We start from the raw sequence: 20,724 nt of genomic DNA, 5'->3' as shown, positions 1-20,724 counted from the left end.
TAAACATCGTTCGATTGCTGGTTTTTTAGCAGGCGTATTTTCTTCACTATGTGCGTATCAACTTTGCCAAAAGAATAAGCCTAAAATTCATGTGATTAAATCTTTGGCTTATCCGTAACTGGGGTTATTTAAAAAATATAGATGCAATTTCAAAAGGAATAAAAATTTTAGAGCAAAACTCTGAATATTTTGAAGAAAATTTTAATATAAATTTTTTTTATAATTTAGCTAATGGAAAGCTTTCTCTTGCAAATGACTGCGGTCATTCAAATGAAAGAGTAAATTTCAAAAATATAGAATTATTTAATGAGGTAAAAAATCTATATTGGAAGACATTTAAATTAATCGATAAGAAACAACACTATGAGTTATATCAACAAAATTTAATTAATCTTGCTAATGTTCTAAAACAACAATTTCGATTTTCTGAAGCGCTACAGCTTTATAATTTAGTAATAAATCAAAATACAATTTTTCCTCAAGCTTGGCTCAACAGAAGCTCGTGTTTAGAAAAAATTGATGAACTATTAAATCATAGAACTAATAAGATGATCATTGAAATTATCAAAGGTTATGATTTTGCTTGTGAATCCCAATTAGTACCTATTGATTGGAAACCTTTCTACTTACATAAAAGTAGATTCTTAAACAACCAACTAAACTCTGAAAATATAGATCAAGATGAAATAGAAACTCAAAAAGAATATTCCTCAATGAGCCATTTTAGACAATGGTGTATAGTAGAATCTTTAACTTTAAATATTCATGGCATGTATTGCTCATGTATTGCAAATGAAAGAGATAATTTAACTCTATTTCAAAATATAATTTCATCGACTAATATTCTTCAATATGAACAATACTTAAATAGATTAAAAGCTGAGTTTTCGTTGATGAGATTGATGCTATATGAATCTAAATTCTCTGATAGCTCTAGCCATGATTTTGAAAGTGGTTATTCTGAACTAAATGATAGAGAAATTATTAATATTAGGACAGAAAAACTTAGAGCTTGTTTCAGACTGTGTTTTTCAATCTTGGATAAGTTGGCAATCTTTTTATGTCAGTATTTTTCTCTTAAAACTAGACCTAATACAGCTTTCAATAATTTTTGGTATGACAACAAAAAAATTTTAGAAGAAAAAGAAAATTTTGCTTTAATCGCAATTAACAGTCTTATCTGTGATTTAAATGAAAAAAATGGGCAATTTGGCTTCTATAAAACTTGGAGAAATTCGCTTGAGCATCATATTTTGTTCTTAGTCCCTGATAACTTTGAACTATCGAACGATTCAACTCACACTTATGTAAAAATTAGTGAATTTGAAAGTAGTTTGCTTAATTTAATTCAGCTTACAAGATCAGCTATATTTTCAAGTGTATTCGCAATTGTTGAGGATCTACGTCAAAAAATACCAGATGATAAAGATACTTCTATTGAAATAACAATTCACAAAAAAGAGTTTAACGGTTTTCCATAGCATGTTAAAAAGTAGACCATTCAATAAATTTTGAGAATATTTATAAATGAAAAAAACAGTCCTACTCCTTTCCATCTCATTCTTGAGCAGCGTTCCTTTACTCGCCCATGCAGAAACTAGCAAAACCCTACCAGTCATTGAACAACAAAAACAAGTCTCTGGCTATTACCAATACCAAGCAGATGATGTACAAATCACAGCCCTGCTCGATGGTACAAACTTTATGTCACCAAGCTTGTTTAAAGACATTCCACAACAAGAAGTTCACGAGATTTTAAAGAAATACTATGCAGATCAAGAGAAAGGCGTACAAACCTCCGTCAATGCCTTCCTCGTTAATACAGGAAAATCTCTAGTATTAGTGGATAGCGGTGCAGCGAGTTGTTTTGGTGCTCATTTAGGTTCAGTTTTAACGAACCTAAAAGCATCAGGCTATCAACCTGAACAAGTCGATACCATTCTACTCACACATCTACATCCCGATCATGTCTGTGGAATCAGTAAAGATGGCGTTGCCAATTTCCCTAATGCGACAGTCTATGTATCTGATGATGAAGCAAAATATTGGTTAGATCCGAAACAAGCAACAAAACTACCGAAAGAAAAACAAGCCAATTACTCAGGTACGGTTGAGAAAATTAAAAAAGCGATTGCGCCTTACCAATCCAAACAACGCTTTAAAACCTATAAACTCGGAGATGACATTCAGGGCTTTAAAGTCATTAATACGGCAGGACATACACCAGGGCATTTTAGCTATGAGCTAAAAACCAAAGATGAAAACGTGGTGTTTATTGGAGATATCGTACATTCACATACTGTGCAATTTGATAAACCTGAAACGGCAATTGAATACGACATAGACCCGAAAAAAGCGGTTCAAACACGTTTAAAGCAATTTGCAAATTTTGCTCAAAATGGACAAACCATTGCCGCTCCACATTTACCGTTCCCCGGCATTGGACATATTTACTCTGCGGATGAAAAAAGCTATCAATGGATTCCTGTACATTTTAAAGATTAAGCTGAACAAGCTGATTCTAGGCAATAAAAAGCGACCTTCTCTGTCGCTTTTTTCTGCTGCATCATTTCATCCCAAAAATTAATTTTAAGCCCAATACTGTCATTACCGCCCCTGCTGCACGGTCAAAAATAGCCTTAAACTTAATATAAGCCTGACGCGGTTTTTCTGCAGACAAAGCCACTGCAACCAATGAACACCAACCTGCATCAATAAAAAAACACAGAATTGGCAGCACCACATAAAAATAGTTCGGAATTTCTTTAGGCAACAAAGCCGTAAAAATACTCGCCAAGACAATTGCAATTTTAGGGTTAGATAACTGCGTAATTAAACCTGTAGTAAACGTACGGCGAAGCGACATTTGCTGCCCATCCGCAAGATTGGTTTGAATAGGCGCTTTGGCATGCTTCACAATTTTATAAGCCAAAAACAACAAATATAAACCACCACAAATTTTAAGCAGAAAATATGCTGAAGGCACTGCCAATAAAATAGCCTGCAACCCCATTACCGCCAATAAACCAAAAATTGCGGCACCCGTACCCGTGCCTAAAGCCGTAAATAAACCATGCTTACGTGAAATGGCTATGGAATTTTTTGTCACATAAATAAAGGTAGGCCCAGGACTCATTGCACCTAGCATTAATGCTGCCGCAATTGAACCTAATATAAGCAAGGATTCCAAAACCAACACCCGACACAACAAAATCGATTCTATTATTTTACAATTTTTACTGCATGGTTGTACTATTTGATCAAATTATTTCTTGGCAATTTTCCTACTGGATGTCGTAACCAATTGATAGTCATGTTCATGTACAGGCATGCCCACCATAATCATGCCGCGCGTTTCTATTTTTTGTGAGTTTTGAGTTTGTGTCTTTTGCACACTTGCGGCATCACATCCACATAAACCCACAACCACACCAAGCAAAAATACAGAACACCATTGATGAGAAAAGAATGACATGATTTTTCTCCTGTTCTTCTATTTATATTTATAGTTCGAGCATAACATTCATTCAGCACGTAAATTCATTGTGTTTAATAAAGTGCCATTTATAATTATGTGTCTAATCCTATTGCTGATCTGTATGTTCGATACCATCGCTCAAGAAATTCCATTACAACGTATTGATTTTTATGGTCGTGAACTGTGGATTAAACGCCTCGATTTAGTGCATCCCTATATTTCGGGCAATAAGTTTTACAAACTAAAATATAATTTTTTAGCTGCCCAAGCGCAGGGTTATCAACACGTTCTGACTTTTGGCGGCGCATATTCAAATCATATTGCTGCAACCGCTTTTGCCGCTCAATTGTTTGGTTGGAAAAGTACCACAATCATCCGTGGTGAAGAGTTGGCACAACGCCCTTTGAACTCAACTTTGGCTTTAGCCCATGAGATGGGCATGCAATTTCAATTTGTTTCACGTGAAATGTATCGTCAGAAAAGCAGTCCCGAGTTTTTACAGGATTTGCAGCATGAATATCCCGATGCTTATATTCTTCCTGAAGGTGGTACTAACGCATTGGCAATTCAGGGCTGTCAGGAAATTTTAAGTGCCGATGATTTGCATCAGTTTGATCTGATTTGTTGTGCCGTTGGCACAGGTGGCACGCTTACAGGTTTGATTGAAGCGAGTCATCCACATCAACAGATTTTGGGTTTTTCTGCATTAAAGGGAGATTTTTTAACGCAGGATGTTAAACAACTGACCATGAAAAGAAATTGGCAAATCACTGATGAGTTTTGCTGTGGCGGTTATGCCAAAACCACACCTGAATTACTGACGTTTATTCGCGCCTTTGAAGATCAATATCAAATTCCCCTAGAACAGGTCTATACCGGAAAAATGCTATGGGGATTGTCAAAAATGCTACAAAGAAATGAATTGAATCATAAAAAGCGTATTTTGGTGATTCATACAGGTGGTTTACAAGGCAGGCGTATTGCACCTGCCTGATTCAACAGGCTTTTTTGCACAAAGATTTGAAAGGCAAAGCGCCCCGAATTCAGCCAAATTTAAGGCGTAACTTGGGTAAGTGTTCGACCTAATAGCGTAAATCTGTTGAGGACTGCTACAGGTACGAACATTTCATTGACTTGACAATTAAAGCGACTTGCGCTGAGTTTATCTCCTGATCATTTGATGCAATGCATCTTAGTTTCAACCCAACTTCAAGGATTTAATTAGAAAGTATTTGATGGCTGCGTCGAAGTTTGTTTGTTTTCGTCGCTTTTGCCTTTTGATTGTGCAGACTAATGCCTAGTTCTGGATCCAACCAAATGGCAATATTTCCTCGATTGATGCGCTCAGTTATATGAAGACAAATGGGTGGTACGATAAAGTTTAATTGTAGGCTTATTCATTTTAAAATTATATTGTAGGACAAGTCTTAACAGATAGGTTAATGCAACACACACGAAGTGAGTGCAACACAACGATGGTCTATTTGATGATAAATTCCTCATGTTTTATTAAAAAAGATAAACATCTCAACCACAATTCAATTGCAAAAAAGCGGCAACGACAAACGATAGAGTCTATAATAATGCGCTTTCTCATTTCTCTCGGTGCAACATGGCAACTGCAAATCAATATGATGTTTTGGTATTAGGTGCGGGCGCATCGGGGCTGATGACTGCTTACATGGCAGCACAACGTGGTCGTAAAGTATTGGTGCTAGAAAAAGCCAATAAAGTGGGCAAAAAAATTCTGATGTCGGGTGGTGGTAAATGTAACTTTACCAACTTAGAAGTCGAGCCAAACCATTATATTTCACATAATCCACACTTTGTCATTTCTGCACTCACCCGTTATACCAATTGGGATTTTATTGGTTTAGTCTGCGAATACGGCATTGAATATGAAGAACGCAAACACGGACAATTATTCACTTTAAACGGCGCTAAAGAAATTTTAGCCATGCTCTTAGCCGAATGTGAAAAAACCAAATTGGTCGATATTCAAACCAATTGTGAAGTCAAAGCCGTGAATGCGGTAGATGATCAAGGTTTTCAAATTGCAACGACTTTGGGTTATTTCCAAGCAAGCGCTGTGGTCGTAGCAACTGGCGGTTTATCTATTCCAACTTTAGGTGGCTCTGGAATTGGCTATGAAATTGCTAAACAGTTTGGTCATCGTGTTTACCCGACCCGTGCAGGTTTAGTGCCTTTTACCTTCTCAGACAGCTTTAAAGAAGTCACTACACGTTTAAGCGGTAATGCGGTGGATGCGACTTTATCAAATTCATTGACTAGTTTTACCGAAGCATTGCTATTCACCCATCGCGGTTTGAGTGGGCCGAGTGCCTTACAGCTTTCTAATTATTGGGATGTCGGACAAAGTTTTAAAATTAACTTTTTACCTTACTTAGAACTCTATGACTTTTTTAAAAATAAAAAGCAAAGCAGTCCTAAAGTTTTACTGCGCACCTTACTCAGCGAGCATCTGCCAAAAAGTGTAGTGGCTGAATTACAGCAACTGATTTGGCCTGCACTCTCTGAAACGGCAATTGGCAATATCAGTGATGAAAAGCTAGAACAGATTGCAGCACGTTTAAATGCCTTTGAAGTCAAACCATCAGGCACAGAAGGTTATCGTACTGCCGAAGTCACTTTAGGCGGAGTCGATACCCAAGAAGTTTCCTCTAAAACTATGGAAAGTAAAAAACAAAAAGGCTTGTATTTTGTTGGGGAAGTTTTAGATGTAACGGGACATTTGGGCGGCTATAATTTCCAATGGGCGTGGTCATCTGCACATGCAGCATCGGAGTATGTTTAAGTTTGCTTTTAGATGAAACATGCAAACAAATGAATGTGATAAAAATGATTCTAGTCTAAACAGAATAATATTGATCTTGCCGATCAAATTGCAAAATGACAAAAGCCAGTTTTTTCTAAACTGGCTTTTTCTTTAACACCGTCACGTACTATAAAGACTTAGCAATACGTGAATCCTGTTATTTTATTCTAAATAATCGGTACGAAATAATACCAATTTTGGCGTATTTGCCAAACGTGATTCAGTTTGCTGCATTTTAAGCACAGCATTTTGTTGATGCATAGGTAACGAATTTGCCACTTGAACTTTTAAACTGATACGTAATTTGTTTAGCATATTGATTTCTCTCATTATTGTCATCCTTGCGCGAATTTTAAGACTCAAATATTTCAGCTTGGTTAAAACCCAAGTTTTTTATTTTTCCCTTAAACCCTCATCAAGCTTTCCAAGTTATTGATCTGATTTATCCAAATCAGTCTTTGGCTCATTCCTGCCAAAGTTGATTAATTTTTAACATAATTTAAGAGCTTGGTCTATCCTCTTTTGGATGATTTTTCTCAACATTTTCAGTTGGTTTTGCGGTGGCTTCTGGCTTGGCAAAAACAAATTTATAGGCTGCAACAAAAAAGCCGATGGTGATGCCAGCAATCACGATTGGGGCAAAAAACTTATCGGGTGCTGATTTGGACATTATCGTTTCCTCTTTTTTAATGAATACCGAAAAGAAATCGACCAATACGGTGATTGGTCGATCATCTTAGCGATTCAAATCAAAATTTGAACAGGTTATTTCGGGTCATTTTTTGGATGTTCATCAACATCTGGTTCAGCCTCACCTGTCGAACCAAATGGGTTATTGACTGGTGGATGTTCAGGATCAACCTTTAACGTATCTGGCACAGCATGATCAGTTGCCGCTTCAGGTGTTGTAGTCACATCACTTACAGACGCTTGTGGCTGCTCAGTTACGATAGGCGTCATCACACTTGATGCTGACGACGTTGCCGTTTCTGTTTTGTGCAAAGGATTCGGTTGATTCGCCTCACATTTGGCTTTATCAATCAAATCAGTTAACACACGCTCTGCAGGTTGGCGACCACCTAAACCAAAGGCAAGTGCGAAAGCCACTGCAACAGAACCGAGAGTTAAACCAAAGGCCAAGTTCACAATCGAGTCGGCAATACCCATCGCGCGTAAGCCCATGGCTACCACCAAACCCATAATTAAAATACGGACTAAGTTTGCCAACCAACGTGAGCTGTTATATTCACCGCGCTGTACCACTTTGGCGACCAAATTCGCGAGCCAGAAACCCACCACCAAAATGACAGCACCCAACAGGATATCTGCACCAAACTGGATAAACATGGCAATCAAGCCGCTGACTTGATCAAAGCCCAAACGGTTCGCCGCTTCAGATACCGCAAATAGCATGGTAAAGAATACAATCAGATAACCGACTACACATGAAATTTTAGTCGTACCTAAAAAGCGCTGTAAGTCGAGTTTGGCAGGAATATCATCGACTCCTGTACCTGCAACCACTTCCACCACAATATTGGCTACAAAACGCGACACCACATAAGCCAAAATAAGAATCAGACCTGCCGCAATAATATGCGGGATCGCATTCATAATTTCATACAGCATGGCTGTCGCAGGCTGCGAAATGGCTTCAATTCCAAGTGCCTCAAAACCAATAATCAAGGCGGTGATGATCACCAAGGCGAAAACAAACGAACCGAGTAATTTAGGTAAATTTGAATTTTTAAAAATGCCAACTTTTTCAGCATGCTGTTGAATATTCAGGCTGCCTAATAAACCTTCGACAATGCCACGAACAATTTTTGCCAGAATGTATCCGACAAAAACAATCACGCCTGCAATGAAGATGTTCGGTAAATACAGCACAACTTCATTCACCATGTTTTGCACAGGGAACAACAGACCGTTTAAGCCTAAAATTGACAGCACAATTGGCAAGAACAGCAATAAAATCAGCCAATAAACAATTTCACTGATATTTTGACTTAAGCCACTCACACCCACATCGGCACTGAGTTTTTCATCCAACTGGGTACGTGCCAACAGTTTTTGCATCCCCACTTTGACCAGATTTGCCAAAATCCACCCAATAAAAGCAACGGCTACAGCAGCCAGTAAAGAAGGAATAAACAGTAAGAACTGCTGAATCATATTACTGAATGGCCCACTGACACTGGTCAGATTCAACACATTCAGCGCACCAATGACCGCAATAATTAAAATCACCCAAAACACGACCCGCGACACAATCACTTCAATATTTGAACGATGCCCCGTTGCATTTGATAATTTTTGATCGGTACCTAATTTTTGTAGAACCTTTTTAATTCCACCCGCAACCAATAATGCAATCACCCACCCGACAAGTAAAATTGCGACTGCAGCTAAAATGGGTTGAAATTGCTCCCAATAATACATGGCATCAAAACCTCTGCCATGTAGGTTCCCATTAAAATAATCATTCATCTTGTTTAATCCTCATGGTGATTAGCTTCATTTTTAGGTTTGCACTACAGCGCAAAACTGCTTTTTATCGATTCAAATTATTGAGTAAAGCTCTACCCACCATAGAATTTGCATATTTTTTATTCAACCTTGGGATGCAGAATCGCAACAATTCTACAAAGGAGGGATAATAAACCTTGCGAAAATCCACAAAAAAGCCCTGCATCTAGGCAAGGCTGAATTTGTAAATACGATTTTTTGACGCTTAGGCTAAACTACCGATCTGTTGCTGTTGCAGTATTGCTGTCCTCTGCACGTGCTTCATCTCCAGCTGTGCCCGTTGTCGTGCTATTTGGCGTTGCTTGTTGTACGGTTGGATTAGGATGTCCAGGAGGTGCTTCGCTCGGACTCGGATTGCGATCCGCCATCATGTAAATCAGCAATGCCAATAAAAAGATTCCCACCAGTAGAAGCATATAGACTGGAATACGTTTTTTTCGCTTAATGTCTTCAGCTGAGTTTACATGAGGTGGTTTATTGAAATCATGTGGCATGTTCCCCTCACTTATGTATTTATCTGATGAATTTTTATACTAACAAGCTCCTCACGCTTATTGTGTGACAATACATAGCAAGATGGTGAAAAGATGTAATATACCTCAAGTACCACCTATGTTGCCCAATATCGACAAAGCTGCCTCTCACGGGGAAATGCGCTATAATCACGTACCGTTTTTTTGTGTACTTTGAACTTTATGGCGTATCGTCAACAAAGTGTATCGCTTGATCTTGACACTGACGTCACTCATCAATGTGCCTTGCACTATACCCGTGATGGGCATCTCATTGGTATTATTGAATTTAGCAAGCCCAGCTATCTGCTCAAATGGGGCGATTTGGAATATTTCCGTCGTCGTACCGAAGAATTTTCGGTCATGCCATTTCCAGATTGTGTGAATGCCATGATCATTGATATTCGCAACATTGCTGCATTTCTGGATAATGAAGTGCCAATTTTACCGTGGCGCTTACTTGAAGAAGAATGTCCTGTGCGTTTGGTGGTTCCTCAAGAGCGCTTAGAGCATTATGCAGGTTTTTTTGAACCGACTTGGCTAAGTAGCGATGTCGATAGCGCGATTCAGGAAATCCGCGAATATATGGATATGTTTGTGCACTAATTTCTTTGAAGAGTCACTTTCAAGCATTGCGTTCAAAAGTTGCTTTCAAAATTGAATCGCACCAAGCAAAAACCTCATCTGCAGCGTTGTAGATGAGGTTTTTATATGAATGGTGAAGATCACCTCAACAACCAATTTTTAGCGAATTGTGAAAATACATTTATTTTCAAAACTCGATTTAGGCAGCCACAAAACCTGCTTAAAACGCACCTGATCTATGCCAAAACTTCGCATTTTCTTAGATGTATAGCGCCAACCGACACAGTCTTGATATTTTTCATATTCAGGTGCCTGCCCTGCAATGGTTGAGCTTTGCTGAACTTTAATTTTCTGAAAAAAAGCGGTTTCCTTTGCACGGATTGGGCCAATATATTCATTATACATTTGCTCCATTTCAGCACTTTCAAATTGCATTTTTTGCAAACTGCCGCCATGCCAACCGAGCTGGCTACGCAAGTTTAAATATTTTACTTTGCCCGCAGGAAATACATAATTGGCACAAGAAGAAAAACAATATTGTCCAACTTCTACATTCAGTTGATGGTCATAAACCAAATTGCCCAAATCAATGCCTAAGCCGATCTCGCCACCACGGCTGTTGATTTTTAAGGTATCAATCTTATCTGACTGTTTGAGTAATTCCGCTGCACGTGCGTTGGCTTCAGGGCTAAGTGGCCCATCATAAATGAGTACGTGATCTTGCACAGCAACCTGAGTTTCGACCGTTTCAGCCTGTACGGTTTGTGCGACTATAAACATCAGCCCTGCGCTGGCTATATATTTGAACAGTTGATATTTGAATAGTTGTATCACATCCTCACCAATAATTTTCAACTGCAATATTACCTTCCCCGCGGCGGTTCATGCTTAAACCACGCGCTTTTAAGGCTTCTTTGGTGTCATCGACCATGGCAGGGTTACCGCATAACATCACATGGCTGGTTTCAGGGTTGAGTACACTGCCTGCAGCCTGTTCCAATTCGCCATTAGCAATTAATACAGGTAAACGATCATGCAAAGCAGCTTGAGGGTCGCGGGTGACAATTGGGATAAATTTAAAGCCCGAATGCCCTTCGCCAAAAGTTTCGGCAATTTCTTGAATTTTATCGACATAAGCCAATTCAGCTTCGGTACGCACGCTATAAACCAAATAAATATGTTGATATTTTGTCCATGTTTCAAAATCTTGCAGCATGGATAAAAACGGTGCAAGACCTGTACCTGTGGCCAGTAACCATAAATCGTGTGGGGCAGGCAATTGATAACGCGCCAAGGTCAAAAAACCATAAGGGATTTTTTCCAAGTACAGCTCATCCCCCACTTGAAGGTGCTGCAAGTTAGAAGTAAACGCACCATCTGGCACGACAATTGAGAAAAACTCTAAAGTTTCATCAAAGGGTGATGACACCACCGAATAAGCACGTACCACCAATTCATCATCCACTTTTAACCCGATACGTGCAAACTGCCCTGCGGTAAATTTAAAGTGCGCAGGACGAGTCATGGTGAAGCTAAACAAGGTGTTGGTCCAACGATGAACCGAAAGCACTTTTTCTAAAGTAAATTTTTCAATTGACATGATTTGAGCGTGGCATGAAAGACTGTGCTCATGTTAGCATGTTGGGGTAATTTATGAATATTTTTAAATGTTAAGGCTTGATTCATGCGCATGACTTTACGCCAGTTGGCGGTTTTTGTAGCAGTTGCCCAAGAAGGGACAGTAACCAAAGCCAGTGATGCCGTTAAGCTCACCCAAAGTGCTGCAAGCATGGCCTTAGCAGATTTGGAAGATGGCTTGGGTGCTCCACTGTTTGACCGTTTGGGTAAGCGTCTACAACTAAATGATTTGGGTCGTTTTTTATTGCCACAAGCCTTAGAAATTTTGGGGCGTTGTGAAGCGTTTGAGCAAGCTGCTAAAGGCGAACTACAAAGCATCGATTTGCGTTTAGGTGCAACCCTCACCATCAGTGACTATTTGATGCCTGATTTAATGGCAGACTTTTTGCAAATTCAGCCACAGGCGCATTTACAATTACAAGTGGGCAATACCCGCCAAATGATTGAAGCTGTAAATCAGTTTCAGCTAGATTTAGCCCTGATAGAAGGCTCTTGTCACTTGCCACAACTCCAATGTATTCATTGGCGTGATGATGAGCTTGCAGTGTGCTGTGCACCAAGTCATCCTTTAGCGCAGTTAAACCGTGCTTTAAGTATCGCAGATTTTGAAGACGCCGAGTGGATTTTACGTGAAGAAGGTTCAGGTACCCGTGAAGTGTTTGACAATGCAATTTTAAAAGACCTGCCTGATGCCAATATTCGTTTAACTTTGGGTCATAACGAAGCGATTTTAAAAATTGTCGCAGGTGGAATTGGTATGTCGTGTATTTCACGATTGGCGATTGAACCTTTACTAGAAAAAGGTCAATTGGTAATTTTGGATACACCTTTCTGGCAACTGACGCGCCCGTTATTCATGTTGGTGCATCGTCAGAAATACCAAGGGCCTGGTTTAAGGGCATTTATGAAATTTTGCGACGCGAAATAATTCATAGGAGTACCAATCAAGGTACTCTTTTTTAACAATTAAAACTGACTCTCACATGGTATGCCGTCACCATCACCGTCCATTTTAGTATTTGGACAATTTCGTATAAAGAATAACGCTTCTTCGTAAGACGTCATTTGACTACAGTGCTCACGCCCATCACAAGTAAAGTTCTGTTCGACAACTGGAACTTCTACTGCTTTTTGTACTGATAAAGCTTCAGGCTGGCTATTTTGCCAAGCTTGGTACTTATTAAATACTGCATAAGCCAAGACGAATATAATCAATATACCCATATAAGTCACAAAATTGGATGAGTTATTTTCAGACTTCTGCTGTCTTTTTTGAATCTGCTTTGTCGTATGAATTGCCCTTGATTGAGGCGTATGCCTTTCGACTGCAACCTTAATATCTAGACGGACAATATTATCTGCTTTGAACTTGCCATTTTCTTCTACTTTACGAAATTTTAGATTTTCTCCCACTTTTAGTGGAATATTTTTATTGGGAAAATCTTTAATATGAAAAAATAAATCTTTAGGCTCTCCTTCTATTTGAATAAAACCAAAGCCTCGTTCTTCGTTATAAGTTTTTATTTTCCCTTCTAAAAACATAAATTACTCTTTTCACGTTAATTTTTGATTATTGTACAAAAAAAGAGGCGAAAATGCCTCTTTTCTGTGCATGAAAACATTTAAAACTAACGCTTTAAGTTTGATAACAATGCAGACGTAATCGACGTATTCGCAGCAACCGCTTTGGCCTTTTTCGCTTTTTTGGATTTATCTTCTACAGGTTCAATATTAATGGCTTTATAACGATCACCATTTTGAACCACATTAAATTTAACGCGATCATTGCGCTTTGGCTCGCCTTCAGCCGCAGGAAAATCCGAGATATGGAAAAACACTTCACCTTCAGGTGCGGCAATAAATCCATAGCCTTTTTCGGCATTATATTGTTTGATTTTCCCTTGATATTGTTCAGATTTCATGGCTTAACCTTTTACGAGCTGCACTTTATATGAGTATATAAAAAAGAGGCAGTTAATGCCTCTTTTTCACCGACATTCGGCTTAATCTTTTTGCACTGAACCAAAAATTTTATCGCCTGCATCACCCAAGCCAGGCACAATATAACCATCTTGGTTTAAACCTTCATCTACCGATGCAGTAAAGATCACCACATCTGGATGCGCGGCTTCTACACGTTGAATGCCTTCTGGCGCTGCAACCAAAACCATCACACGAATGTCTTTACAACCACTGGCTTTGAGCAAATCAATCGCTGCCACTAAAGATGAACCTGTGGCAAGCATAGGGTCAATAATCATCGCAATACGGTTTTGTACATCTGGTACTAATTTTTTGTAGTACGTACGCGCTTCTAAAGTTTCTTCATCACGTTCCAAGCCAAGTACAGACACTTTGGCACTTGGAATCAAGTTTAAGAAACCATCTAACATGCCAATACCTGCACGTAAAATAGGCACAACCGTAATTTTTTTACCCGCAATACGGTCTACAGTGACTGCACCATTCCAACCCGCAATTTCGTGCTCGACCATAGGCAAATCTTTGGTCGCTTCATAAGTCAGCAACATGGTGACTTCTTGTGCCAATTCACGGAAGTTTTTGGTGCTGATATCAGCACGACGTAATAGCCCTAATTTATGACGAATAAGCGGATGTCGGATTTCATGAATAGCCACGGGAGAACACCTAAAAGGAAAGAAAAGCAAATATCATTTTATTATATGCTGTTTTTATTGTGTATATAAACCAAAAAGCCCTCAATTTATGAAGGCTTTTTGACTGAAAGTTAAACTTCTTTCAAATTATTGCTGTGACAGCATGAAATGGATTGGTGACAAAATTTCAGCTTCAAGTGCAATTTTGATAATTGGGTCTGGATAAACACCAATCACCAATACCGCTAAAGCTGCAGCCAATACCATAATACCGCCCACTTTTTGACCCCAATGATCAACAGCGTCCATTTTTGGTTCATCTGGCGGTGTCATATACATCACCACCATAACGCGCAAGTAGTAGTACAAACCAATACCTGAACCTACGATGATCATCGCAGCTAAGAACCAGTGCTGAGTCGTAACAGCAGCCATCACCACCAAGAACTTACCAATGAAGCCTGCAGTGAGTGGAATACCTGCTAGAGAAAGCATCATGACAGTTAATACAGCAGTCAATACAGGACGACGCCAGAACAAACCACGGTAGTCTGCTAAGCTTTCTGCTTCAGCTACGTTGTTATACGGGCTAGACATTAATGCCACTGCACCGAACGCACCAATGGTGGTCAATACATAAGTGATCACATATACGCTGACATTGCCCAAACTTGCATAGGTCATGCTGATTAAACCAATCAACAAATAACCAAAGTGCGCAATAGATGAGTAAGCCAAAATACGCTTCAAGTTAACTTGACGTACAGCTAGGAAGTTACCCACCAAAATTGAAAGCACAGCAATAATGGTCATGATGGTTACAATTGAGTCGATCAGGATTGCACCTGAACCCAAAATGTAACGTACAAACAAACCAATGGTTGCTACTTTTGCTGCAGTCGCAAGAAAGGTTGCGATTGGTGCAGGCGCACCGTCATAAACGTCTGGCGTCCATTTGTGGAATGGTGCCAACGACAATTTAAATGCAACAGCAAAGACAATTAAGCCTAGACCTAAAACTACCAATGGCTGTTGGATATTTTGCATTAATGCTTGTACAGAGTCATAGAAAGACAATGAACCAGTGTATGCATAAATGTACGCCATACCCATGAGCAACATTGCAGATGCGGTTGCAGACAAGACTAAGTACTTCACGCCTGCTTCTAAAGATTTAGAACGTTGGTGAGTGTATGCCAATAAGCCATAAACAGGAATTGACATTAACTCAAGGCTAATGAAGAACGACGCATAGTGCGAGCTTGACACCATCAACATAGCGCCCGCCACTGAACACAACATTAAGATGTAGAGTTCTTCGCGGTTGTCTTTATACGTTTCAATATACGCATGTGACAAAGTAGAACATGCTAATGCAGCGATCAGAATCACCAGTTGATATAACAAGGTGAACGGATCAATCATAAACATGCCCATCACGCTGGCAGGAGCAAAATTCCCGCCAAACATCATGAGTAAAAGGTAAGCCGCAGCGAGGTTCAAGCCCACCACTGATGCTGTAGCAATTAAGTTATGGTTACGCTTAATTGCAGTAAGGATCATCACGATAATCGCAGTTAAAGCCACGATCATCACAGGAGCTAAAGGCATAAGCTCAGAAAATGACATTGTGAAGTTCATGGCTTATTGGATCTCCACATTTTCGAGTTGAGCTGTTACTTCTTGTGTAACTTCAACTACTTCTTGAACTGGGATGTAGCTATTTGCTAACCACGCCATACTTGAATTTGAAATATCAAGGAAGGTTTGTGGATACAGACCAAGCCATACTAGACCCAGCGCACAAATTGAAAGAATCACAACTTCACGTGCATTTAAATCTTTTAACGGATTTGCATAGTGTTGTTTTTGCTCTTCATTTGGTACACCAAATAAGGCTTTGTGAATCAGGATTAAACCGTAAACACCTGCAAAAACTAAACTGATTGCCGCAATAATTGTGAAGGCTGGGAACTGTTCAAATGAACCCATTAAAATCAGGAATTCACCAATAAAGTTACCTAAACCAGGAATACCGACTAACGCAGCCACAAAGAACATGAGGAAGAATGAAAGGTATTGGAATTGACCACGAATACCGCCCATTAAACGCATGTCACGTGTATGTACGCGCTCGTAAATTTGACCACACATAATGAACAATGCTGCAGATGACAAGCCATGTGCCAACATCATGATCATTAAGCCTTGGTAAGTCAGGATATTACCTGCATAAATTGCAAGTAATACAAAGCCCATGTGCGAAATTGAGGTATAGGCAAGTAAACGCTTCATATCGGTTTGCTGGAAAGCACACCACGCGCCGTAGAACACACCAATTAAACCCAAAATAATGGCAATGTCTGCAAACTGAGCAGAAGCCGCTGGGAAGAATGGAATCACGAAACGTAATAAGCCGTATGCCGCAGTTTTAATCAAAATACCTGCAAGGTCGACAGAACCCGCTGTAGGCGCTTGTGCGTGTGCATCTGGTAACCAACCGTGTAATGGGAAAACTGGAAGTTTTACCGCAAAACCGATGAATAAACAGATCATGAAAGCATAAGCGACTGCTGGTAATTGTGCGTCAAGGGTATTCGCTACAGCCAATAAATAGTTGTAGTTGAATGAAATAGTACCTGACATCATGTATCCATAGATCACTAGACCTAAGATACCAATCAACATGATTAAACCAGCAACTTGCGTGTAGATAAAGAATTTGGTTGCAGCGTAAACACGTGAACGACCGTTTGAACCTTTATGACCCCATAACGCAATCAGGAAGTAGATTGGTACAAGCATCATCTCCCAGAAGAAGAAGAACAGGAACAAGTCAATCGCAAGGAATACGCCAATTACCCCACCCAAAGACCATAAAAGGTTAAGGTGGAAGAAACCGACGTTCTTTTGAATCTCACCAAATGAACAGCCTACCGCTAAAATACCCAGTAATGCAGTTAAACCCACCATGAGTAAAGATAAGCCATCCACCGCTAAGTGAATGTTGATGCCTAGGGTTTGAATCCAAGGCAGCATAAATTCAGCCGACCAAGTTGGAACTTGAGCGCCTAATTCATAGTTATAGCTAGCACCTTGCCACAATGCGACAGTTAAGCCCAAAGTAACAAGCATGCCCACTAAAGCAATGTAACGCGGTAATTTATCGTCGAGTTTATCGACCAACCAGCAAATAAAACCTGCAATGAACGGAACAAGGATCAGCGCGGGTAGAATTAAATTGTTTGGAGTATCCATCTTATTTCCCCACGACCTGAATCACGATCAAGATCATTAGTAAGACCACTACACCAAGTGCCATACTTGATGCGTACTCACGCAATGAACCTGTTTGACGTGAACTTGTGAAGCTATGACCACCTTTCACCAGTGCAGGCAGTACCAACCACATACCATCAACTGGATCACGACCTAATAGTTTGGCAATCAGCAAGAATGGTTTTACAAATACGATGTCATACAACGCATCGAAACCAAGTGCATTACGGCAAATGTTGGCAAGACCCGCACCCAATGAAGTTTGCGCGAAACCTTTTACAGCGTTGTAAGCAAAGGCAAATAACACCACGCCTACAGCTAAACCAGCCAAAGCCACACCAATTGCAACATACTCTGCACCATGTGCACCTGCTTCTAATGCTTCAGGAATCACAAATGCTGGGATTTTTGCAGCATCAAGAATGCTCATCACTGGTGCTTTTAATACAATCGCTAAACCAGTTGAAAGTACTGCAAGCACTGCCAATGGGAACCAGTAAGTTGCGCCTTTGATCTCGTGATACGGTGTGTTTTCTTTACCAAAGAATACAACCCAAATTAAGCGGAATGTATAAATTGACGTTAAGAATGCACCTGCTACACCCACCCAATATAAGGTGTTATATAGCGGAATACCTGCGATATGACTTTGCGTCCAAACTGCTGCCAAAATAGCGTCTTTTGAGAAGAAACCAATGGTCAAGAATGGAATCGCTGCCAATGCACCGCCACCAATTGCGAAACATGCAAATAGGAATTTGTTCTTGTAGAACAAGCCACCCATTTTGAAAATGTTTTGTTCGTGATGGTAAGCCAAAATCACCGCACCAGAAGACAAGAATAATAATGCCTTGAAGAATGCGTGAGTTAACATGTGGAACAGACCCGCTTGGTATGCTTCTGCACCGACTGCCATAAACATATAGCCTAGCTGACTCATAGTTGAGTAAGCCAAAATACGTTTGATGTCGGTTTGAACCAATGCTGCAAAACCAGCAACTAGCAAGGTCACAGCACCTGTAATTGAAATGAATAACATCACTTCAGGTGCAAGTTCAAATACGCTGAACATACGGCAGCATAAGTAAACACCCGCAGTTACCATGGTTGCAGCGTGGATTAATGCAGATACAGGTGTAGGACCTGCCATCGCATCGGCTAACCAAGTTTGCAACGGAATTTGTGCAGATTTACCCGCAGCACCCAAGAACAACATTAACGCTGTCCAAATGGTGATCGACGAGCTTTGAGTCATTACATTGGCTGCATTTTCTACGATGTATTGTGTGTTCAACGTACCAAATTGTTGATACAACAAGAACAACGCGATCAGTAGGAAAACGTCACCCACACGTGTTACGGTAAATGCTTTGATTGCTGCAAAACCGTTTGCAGGGTTTTGGTAGTAATAACCAATCAGCAAGTAAGAGCACAAACCTACACCTTCCCAACCTAGGAACAATAACGCCAAGTTATCGCCAAGTACCAACAACAACATGCTCGCAACGAACAAGTTGAAGTAAGAGAAGAAACGTGCAAAGTCTTCTTCACCACGCATATACCATGATGCAAAGATGTGAATTAAGAAACCCACGCCTGTAATCATGCCCAGCATGAGCAAAGATAAACCGTCTAAGTGCAAGCTAAACGCAGGTGCAAAACCACCTACATTGAACCAAGTCCATAAATGTTGAGTCGTTGCAACTGAACCGTTGTTCACAAAGTCCATGCCTGCAATTAACGCAAATAATGCAGACAGACCGACTGAACCTACGCCAATAATCGCAGCAACTTTTTCAGGTAAGTTGTTACGCCCTGCCGCTAAAAGGATAAAACCAATGAGCGGAAACAATACTGTTAGATATAAATAACTCATCCGCGCATCTCACTAGCAGCATCCACATCCAAATGATGGAAGCGATGATAGAACTGAAGGACGATCGCAAGACCGATACACGCCTCTGCCGCAGCAAGTGTCAAGATCAGGATAAACATGATCTGACCATCTGGTTGTACCCATGCACTACCAGCCAAGACAAACGCCAATGCCGCAGCGTTCATCATGATTTCAAGGCCCATTAAAATAAATAGTAGGTTGCGTCGCACCATCACACCGTAAAAACCGAGTGCAAAAAGAATGGTTGCGACAATCAAACCATGTTCTAAAGGGATGTTGCCCATTATTCTTTTTCCTCTTCTGCACTTGGTTCACGTTTACCGATGTGGAAGCCTGCAACCAAAGCTGCAAGTAATAACATTGCGGCAACTTCAACCAACAATAAGTACTGAGTAAAGAGTGCTTGACCCACTGCTTTTGGACCCACCATTTCGGTGCCCATAAGTGCGCTTGGTGCAGTGTAGTCTGAGCTTAATGACCACACTAAAACCAAACCAATCAGGAAGCTCATCAAAGCTGGGTATGCCCAAGTTGATGAAGTCAACCATTTACGCTCTTGCTCAACAGTTTGCTGACCAAGGTTGAGCATCATCACCACGAATACGAACAAGACCATGATCGCACCCGCATAAACAATGATTTCCAAGGCGCCAGCAAATGGTGCACCCACGATCATGAACATGCCTGCAACCGCAAGTAATGACACGATCAAGCTTAATAAAGCATGTACTGGGTTCGCGTTAGTCACTACACGAACCGTAGAAACAATGGCCACGAGTGCCATCAAATAAAACGGCCACATCATGGTAATAGACTCCGTACATCAATAGGTGCGCTTTCACGTTGCGCTTGACCTTTGTCTTTACCTGTAACAGCCATACCCGTTACACGGTAGAAGTTGTAGTCAGGATATTTACCAGGACCTGAAATGAGTAAGTGTTCTTTCTCATACACCAAGTCTTGACGCACATATTCACCTAACTCAAAGTCAGGTGTTAACTGAATTGCAGTCGTTGGACATGCTTCTTCACACATACCGCAGAAAATACAGCGTGAGAAGTTGATACGGAAAAACTCTGGGTACCAACGACCATCTTCCTGTTCTGCTTTTTGCAGTGAAATACAACCTACTGGACAAGCAACTGCACAGAGGTTACATGCTACACAACGCTCTTCGCCATCTGGATCGCGTGTTAACACAATACGACCACGGAAGCGTGGAGGTACAATTTCTTCGGCTGGTACTTCCGGATACAAAATGGTGTCACGTTTACGTGTCACGTGTGAGAAAACCATCCACAGTGAACGTACAATTGACCCAAACCCAGCTAGAAACTTAAACATATTGTTCT

At 40.3% G+C, this 20,724-nt stretch carries 23 protein-coding genes and 1 pseudogene; 7 read left to right on the top strand and 17 right to left on the bottom strand.

The annotated features are described in order from the left end of the window. From FTU09_RS06645 to FTU09_RS06635, 3 genes and pseudogenes are all read left to right on the top strand, one after another. Positions 1-118: pseudogene (locus FTU09_RS06645) on the top strand (IS982 family transposase); the annotation flags it as partial. 430 nt (positions 119-548) lie between these two features. After that, the gene (locus FTU09_RS06640) at positions 549-1,481 is read left to right on the top strand and encodes an LA2681 family HEPN domain-containing protein (protein WP_257226853.1); all 933 of its coding nucleotides are present in this window, start codon (positions 549-551) and stop codon (positions 1,479-1,481) included. Positions 1,482-1,527: 46 nt separating this feature from the next. Continuing rightward, positions 1,528-2,505: an MBL fold metallo-hydrolase gene (locus FTU09_RS06635; protein WP_180079857.1), complete on the top strand. Its 978-nt coding sequence runs from the start codon at positions 1,528-1,530 to the stop codon at positions 2,503-2,505. A gap of 61 nt (positions 2,506-2,566) precedes the next feature. Here the strand turns inward: FTU09_RS06635 and FTU09_RS06630 are convergent, their stop codons facing one another. Both FTU09_RS06630 and FTU09_RS06625 read right to left on the bottom strand, forming a co-directional pair. Next, the gene (locus FTU09_RS06630) at positions 2,567-3,190 is read right to left on the bottom strand and encodes a LysE family translocator (protein ID WP_180079855.1); all 624 of its coding nucleotides are present in this window, start codon (positions 3,188-3,190) and stop codon (positions 2,567-2,569) included. A 75-nt stretch (positions 3,191-3,265) separates the two neighbouring features. After that, complete coding sequence (locus FTU09_RS06625; RefSeq protein ID WP_178867172.1) at positions 3,266-3,475, bottom strand: NF038215 family lipoprotein; 210 nt, start codon at positions 3,473-3,475, stop codon at positions 3,266-3,268. A gap of 124 nt (positions 3,476-3,599) precedes the next feature. Here FTU09_RS06625 and FTU09_RS06620 point away from each other — a divergent pair, with 124 nt between their 5' ends. Both FTU09_RS06620 and FTU09_RS06610 read left to right on the top strand, forming a co-directional pair. Beyond that, positions 3,600-4,472 carry a 1-aminocyclopropane-1-carboxylate deaminase/D-cysteine desulfhydrase gene (locus FTU09_RS06620; RefSeq protein ID WP_180079853.1) on the top strand — a complete coding sequence of 291 codons (873 nt, stop codon included), beginning with the start codon at positions 3,600-3,602 and terminating at the stop codon, positions 4,470-4,472. Positions 4,473-5,090: 618 nt separating this feature from the next. After that, entirely contained in the window at positions 5,091-6,293 is a 1,203-nt protein-coding gene (locus FTU09_RS06610) for an NAD(P)/FAD-dependent oxidoreductase (protein ID WP_180079851.1), read from the top strand. A 183-nt stretch (positions 6,294-6,476) separates the two neighbouring features. On the opposite strand, the gene FTU09_RS06605 is transcribed toward FTU09_RS06610, so the two are convergent. From FTU09_RS06605 to FTU09_RS06590, 4 genes are all read right to left on the bottom strand, one after another. Next, the gene (locus FTU09_RS06605; RefSeq protein ID WP_004975492.1) at positions 6,477-6,644 is read right to left on the bottom strand and encodes a hypothetical protein; all 168 of its coding nucleotides are present in this window, start codon (positions 6,642-6,644) and stop codon (positions 6,477-6,479) included. Between the two features lie 169 nt (positions 6,645-6,813). Continuing rightward, positions 6,814-6,984, bottom strand: coding sequence for a hypothetical protein (locus FTU09_RS06600; RefSeq protein WP_004975491.1), 171 nt, complete (start codon positions 6,982-6,984; stop codon positions 6,814-6,816). A 95-nt stretch (positions 6,985-7,079) separates the two neighbouring features. After that, positions 7,080-8,804 carry a mechanosensitive ion channel gene (locus FTU09_RS06595; protein ID WP_180079849.1) on the bottom strand — a complete coding sequence of 575 codons (1,725 nt, stop codon included), beginning with the start codon at positions 8,802-8,804 and terminating at the stop codon, positions 7,080-7,082. Between the two features lie 254 nt (positions 8,805-9,058). Further along, positions 9,059-9,337, bottom strand: coding sequence for a hypothetical protein (locus tag FTU09_RS06590; RefSeq protein ID WP_004975487.1), 279 nt, complete (start codon positions 9,335-9,337; stop codon positions 9,059-9,061). 201 nt (positions 9,338-9,538) lie between these two features. Here FTU09_RS06590 and FTU09_RS06585 point away from each other — a divergent pair, with 201 nt between their 5' ends. Then, a complete protein-coding gene (locus tag FTU09_RS06585; protein ID WP_004975486.1) occupies positions 9,539-9,961 on the top strand; it encodes a hypothetical protein in 423 nt (140 codons plus the stop codon). Positions 9,962-10,099: 138 nt separating this feature from the next. Here FTU09_RS06585 and FTU09_RS06580 read toward each other — a convergent pair whose 3' ends face one another. Both FTU09_RS06580 and FTU09_RS06575 read right to left on the bottom strand, forming a co-directional pair. After that, complete coding sequence (locus FTU09_RS06580) at positions 10,100-10,720, bottom strand: hypothetical protein (protein ID WP_180079847.1); 621 nt, start codon at positions 10,718-10,720, stop codon at positions 10,100-10,102. A 58-nt stretch (positions 10,721-10,778) separates the two neighbouring features. Next, positions 10,779-11,540: a ferredoxin--NADP reductase gene (locus FTU09_RS06575; RefSeq protein WP_180060381.1), complete on the bottom strand. Its 762-nt coding sequence runs from the start codon at positions 11,538-11,540 to the stop codon at positions 10,779-10,781. 84 nt (positions 11,541-11,624) lie between these two features. On the opposite strand from FTU09_RS06575, the gene gigC reads away from it, so the two are divergent. After that, positions 11,625-12,506 carry a LysR family transcriptional regulator GigC gene (gene gigC / locus FTU09_RS06570; protein ID WP_019837525.1) on the top strand — a complete coding sequence of 294 codons (882 nt, stop codon included), beginning with the start codon at positions 11,625-11,627 and terminating at the stop codon, positions 12,504-12,506. Between the two features lie 38 nt (positions 12,507-12,544). On the opposite strand, the gene FTU09_RS06565 is transcribed toward gigC, so the two are convergent. The 9 genes from FTU09_RS06565 to nuoI form a co-directional block, all read right to left on the bottom strand. After that, entirely contained in the window at positions 12,545-13,120 is a 576-nt protein-coding gene (locus FTU09_RS06565; RefSeq protein ID WP_180060380.1) for a cold shock domain-containing protein, read from the bottom strand. Between the two features lie 86 nt (positions 13,121-13,206). Then, positions 13,207-13,500 (bottom strand): cold-shock protein, encoded by a 294-nt coding sequence (locus tag FTU09_RS06560; protein WP_004975478.1) that lies wholly within the window; start codon positions 13,498-13,500, stop codon positions 13,207-13,209. Between the two features lie 81 nt (positions 13,501-13,581). Next, entirely contained in the window at positions 13,582-14,217 is a 636-nt protein-coding gene (upp, locus tag FTU09_RS06555) for a uracil phosphoribosyltransferase (RefSeq protein WP_004975475.1), read from the bottom strand. Between the two features lie 126 nt (positions 14,218-14,343). After that, positions 14,344-15,837 (bottom strand): NADH-quinone oxidoreductase subunit NuoN, encoded by a 1,494-nt coding sequence (gene nuoN, locus FTU09_RS06550; RefSeq protein WP_154320447.1) that lies wholly within the window; start codon positions 15,835-15,837, stop codon positions 14,344-14,346. Between the two features lie 3 nt (positions 15,838-15,840). Further along, on the bottom strand, positions 15,841-17,454 hold the full coding sequence (nuoM, locus tag FTU09_RS06545; protein WP_004975471.1) for an NADH-quinone oxidoreductase subunit M: 1,614 nt from the start codon (positions 17,452-17,454) through the stop codon (positions 15,841-15,843). Between the two features lies 1 nt (position 17,455). Next, a complete protein-coding gene (gene nuoL, locus FTU09_RS06540; protein ID WP_096901802.1) occupies positions 17,456-19,351 on the bottom strand; it encodes an NADH-quinone oxidoreductase subunit L in 1,896 nt (631 codons plus the stop codon). Next, a complete protein-coding gene (gene nuoK / locus FTU09_RS06535; protein ID WP_004975463.1) occupies positions 19,348-19,656 on the bottom strand; it encodes an NADH-quinone oxidoreductase subunit NuoK in 309 nt (102 codons plus the stop codon). Before nuoK ends, nuoL begins: the two co-directional genes overlap by 4 nt. Beyond that, positions 19,656-20,174, bottom strand: coding sequence for an NADH-quinone oxidoreductase subunit J (gene nuoJ, locus FTU09_RS06530; protein ID WP_171062597.1), 519 nt, complete (start codon positions 20,172-20,174; stop codon positions 19,656-19,658). The genes nuoK and nuoJ overlap by 1 nt, the downstream gene beginning before the upstream one ends. Then, a complete protein-coding gene (gene nuoI, locus FTU09_RS06525) occupies positions 20,174-20,716 on the bottom strand; it encodes an NADH-quinone oxidoreductase subunit NuoI (RefSeq protein WP_004975460.1) in 543 nt (180 codons plus the stop codon). The genes nuoJ and nuoI overlap by 1 nt, the downstream gene beginning before the upstream one ends. Between the last annotated feature and the right edge of the window lie 8 nt (positions 20,717-20,724).

This window comes from Acinetobacter sp. YH12058 (genome assembly GCF_013419805.1).
GTDB classification, from domain to species: Bacteria; Pseudomonadota; Gammaproteobacteria; order Pseudomonadales; family Moraxellaceae; genus Acinetobacter; species Acinetobacter towneri.
This window is presented reverse-complemented; position numbering and strand designations above follow the sequence as displayed.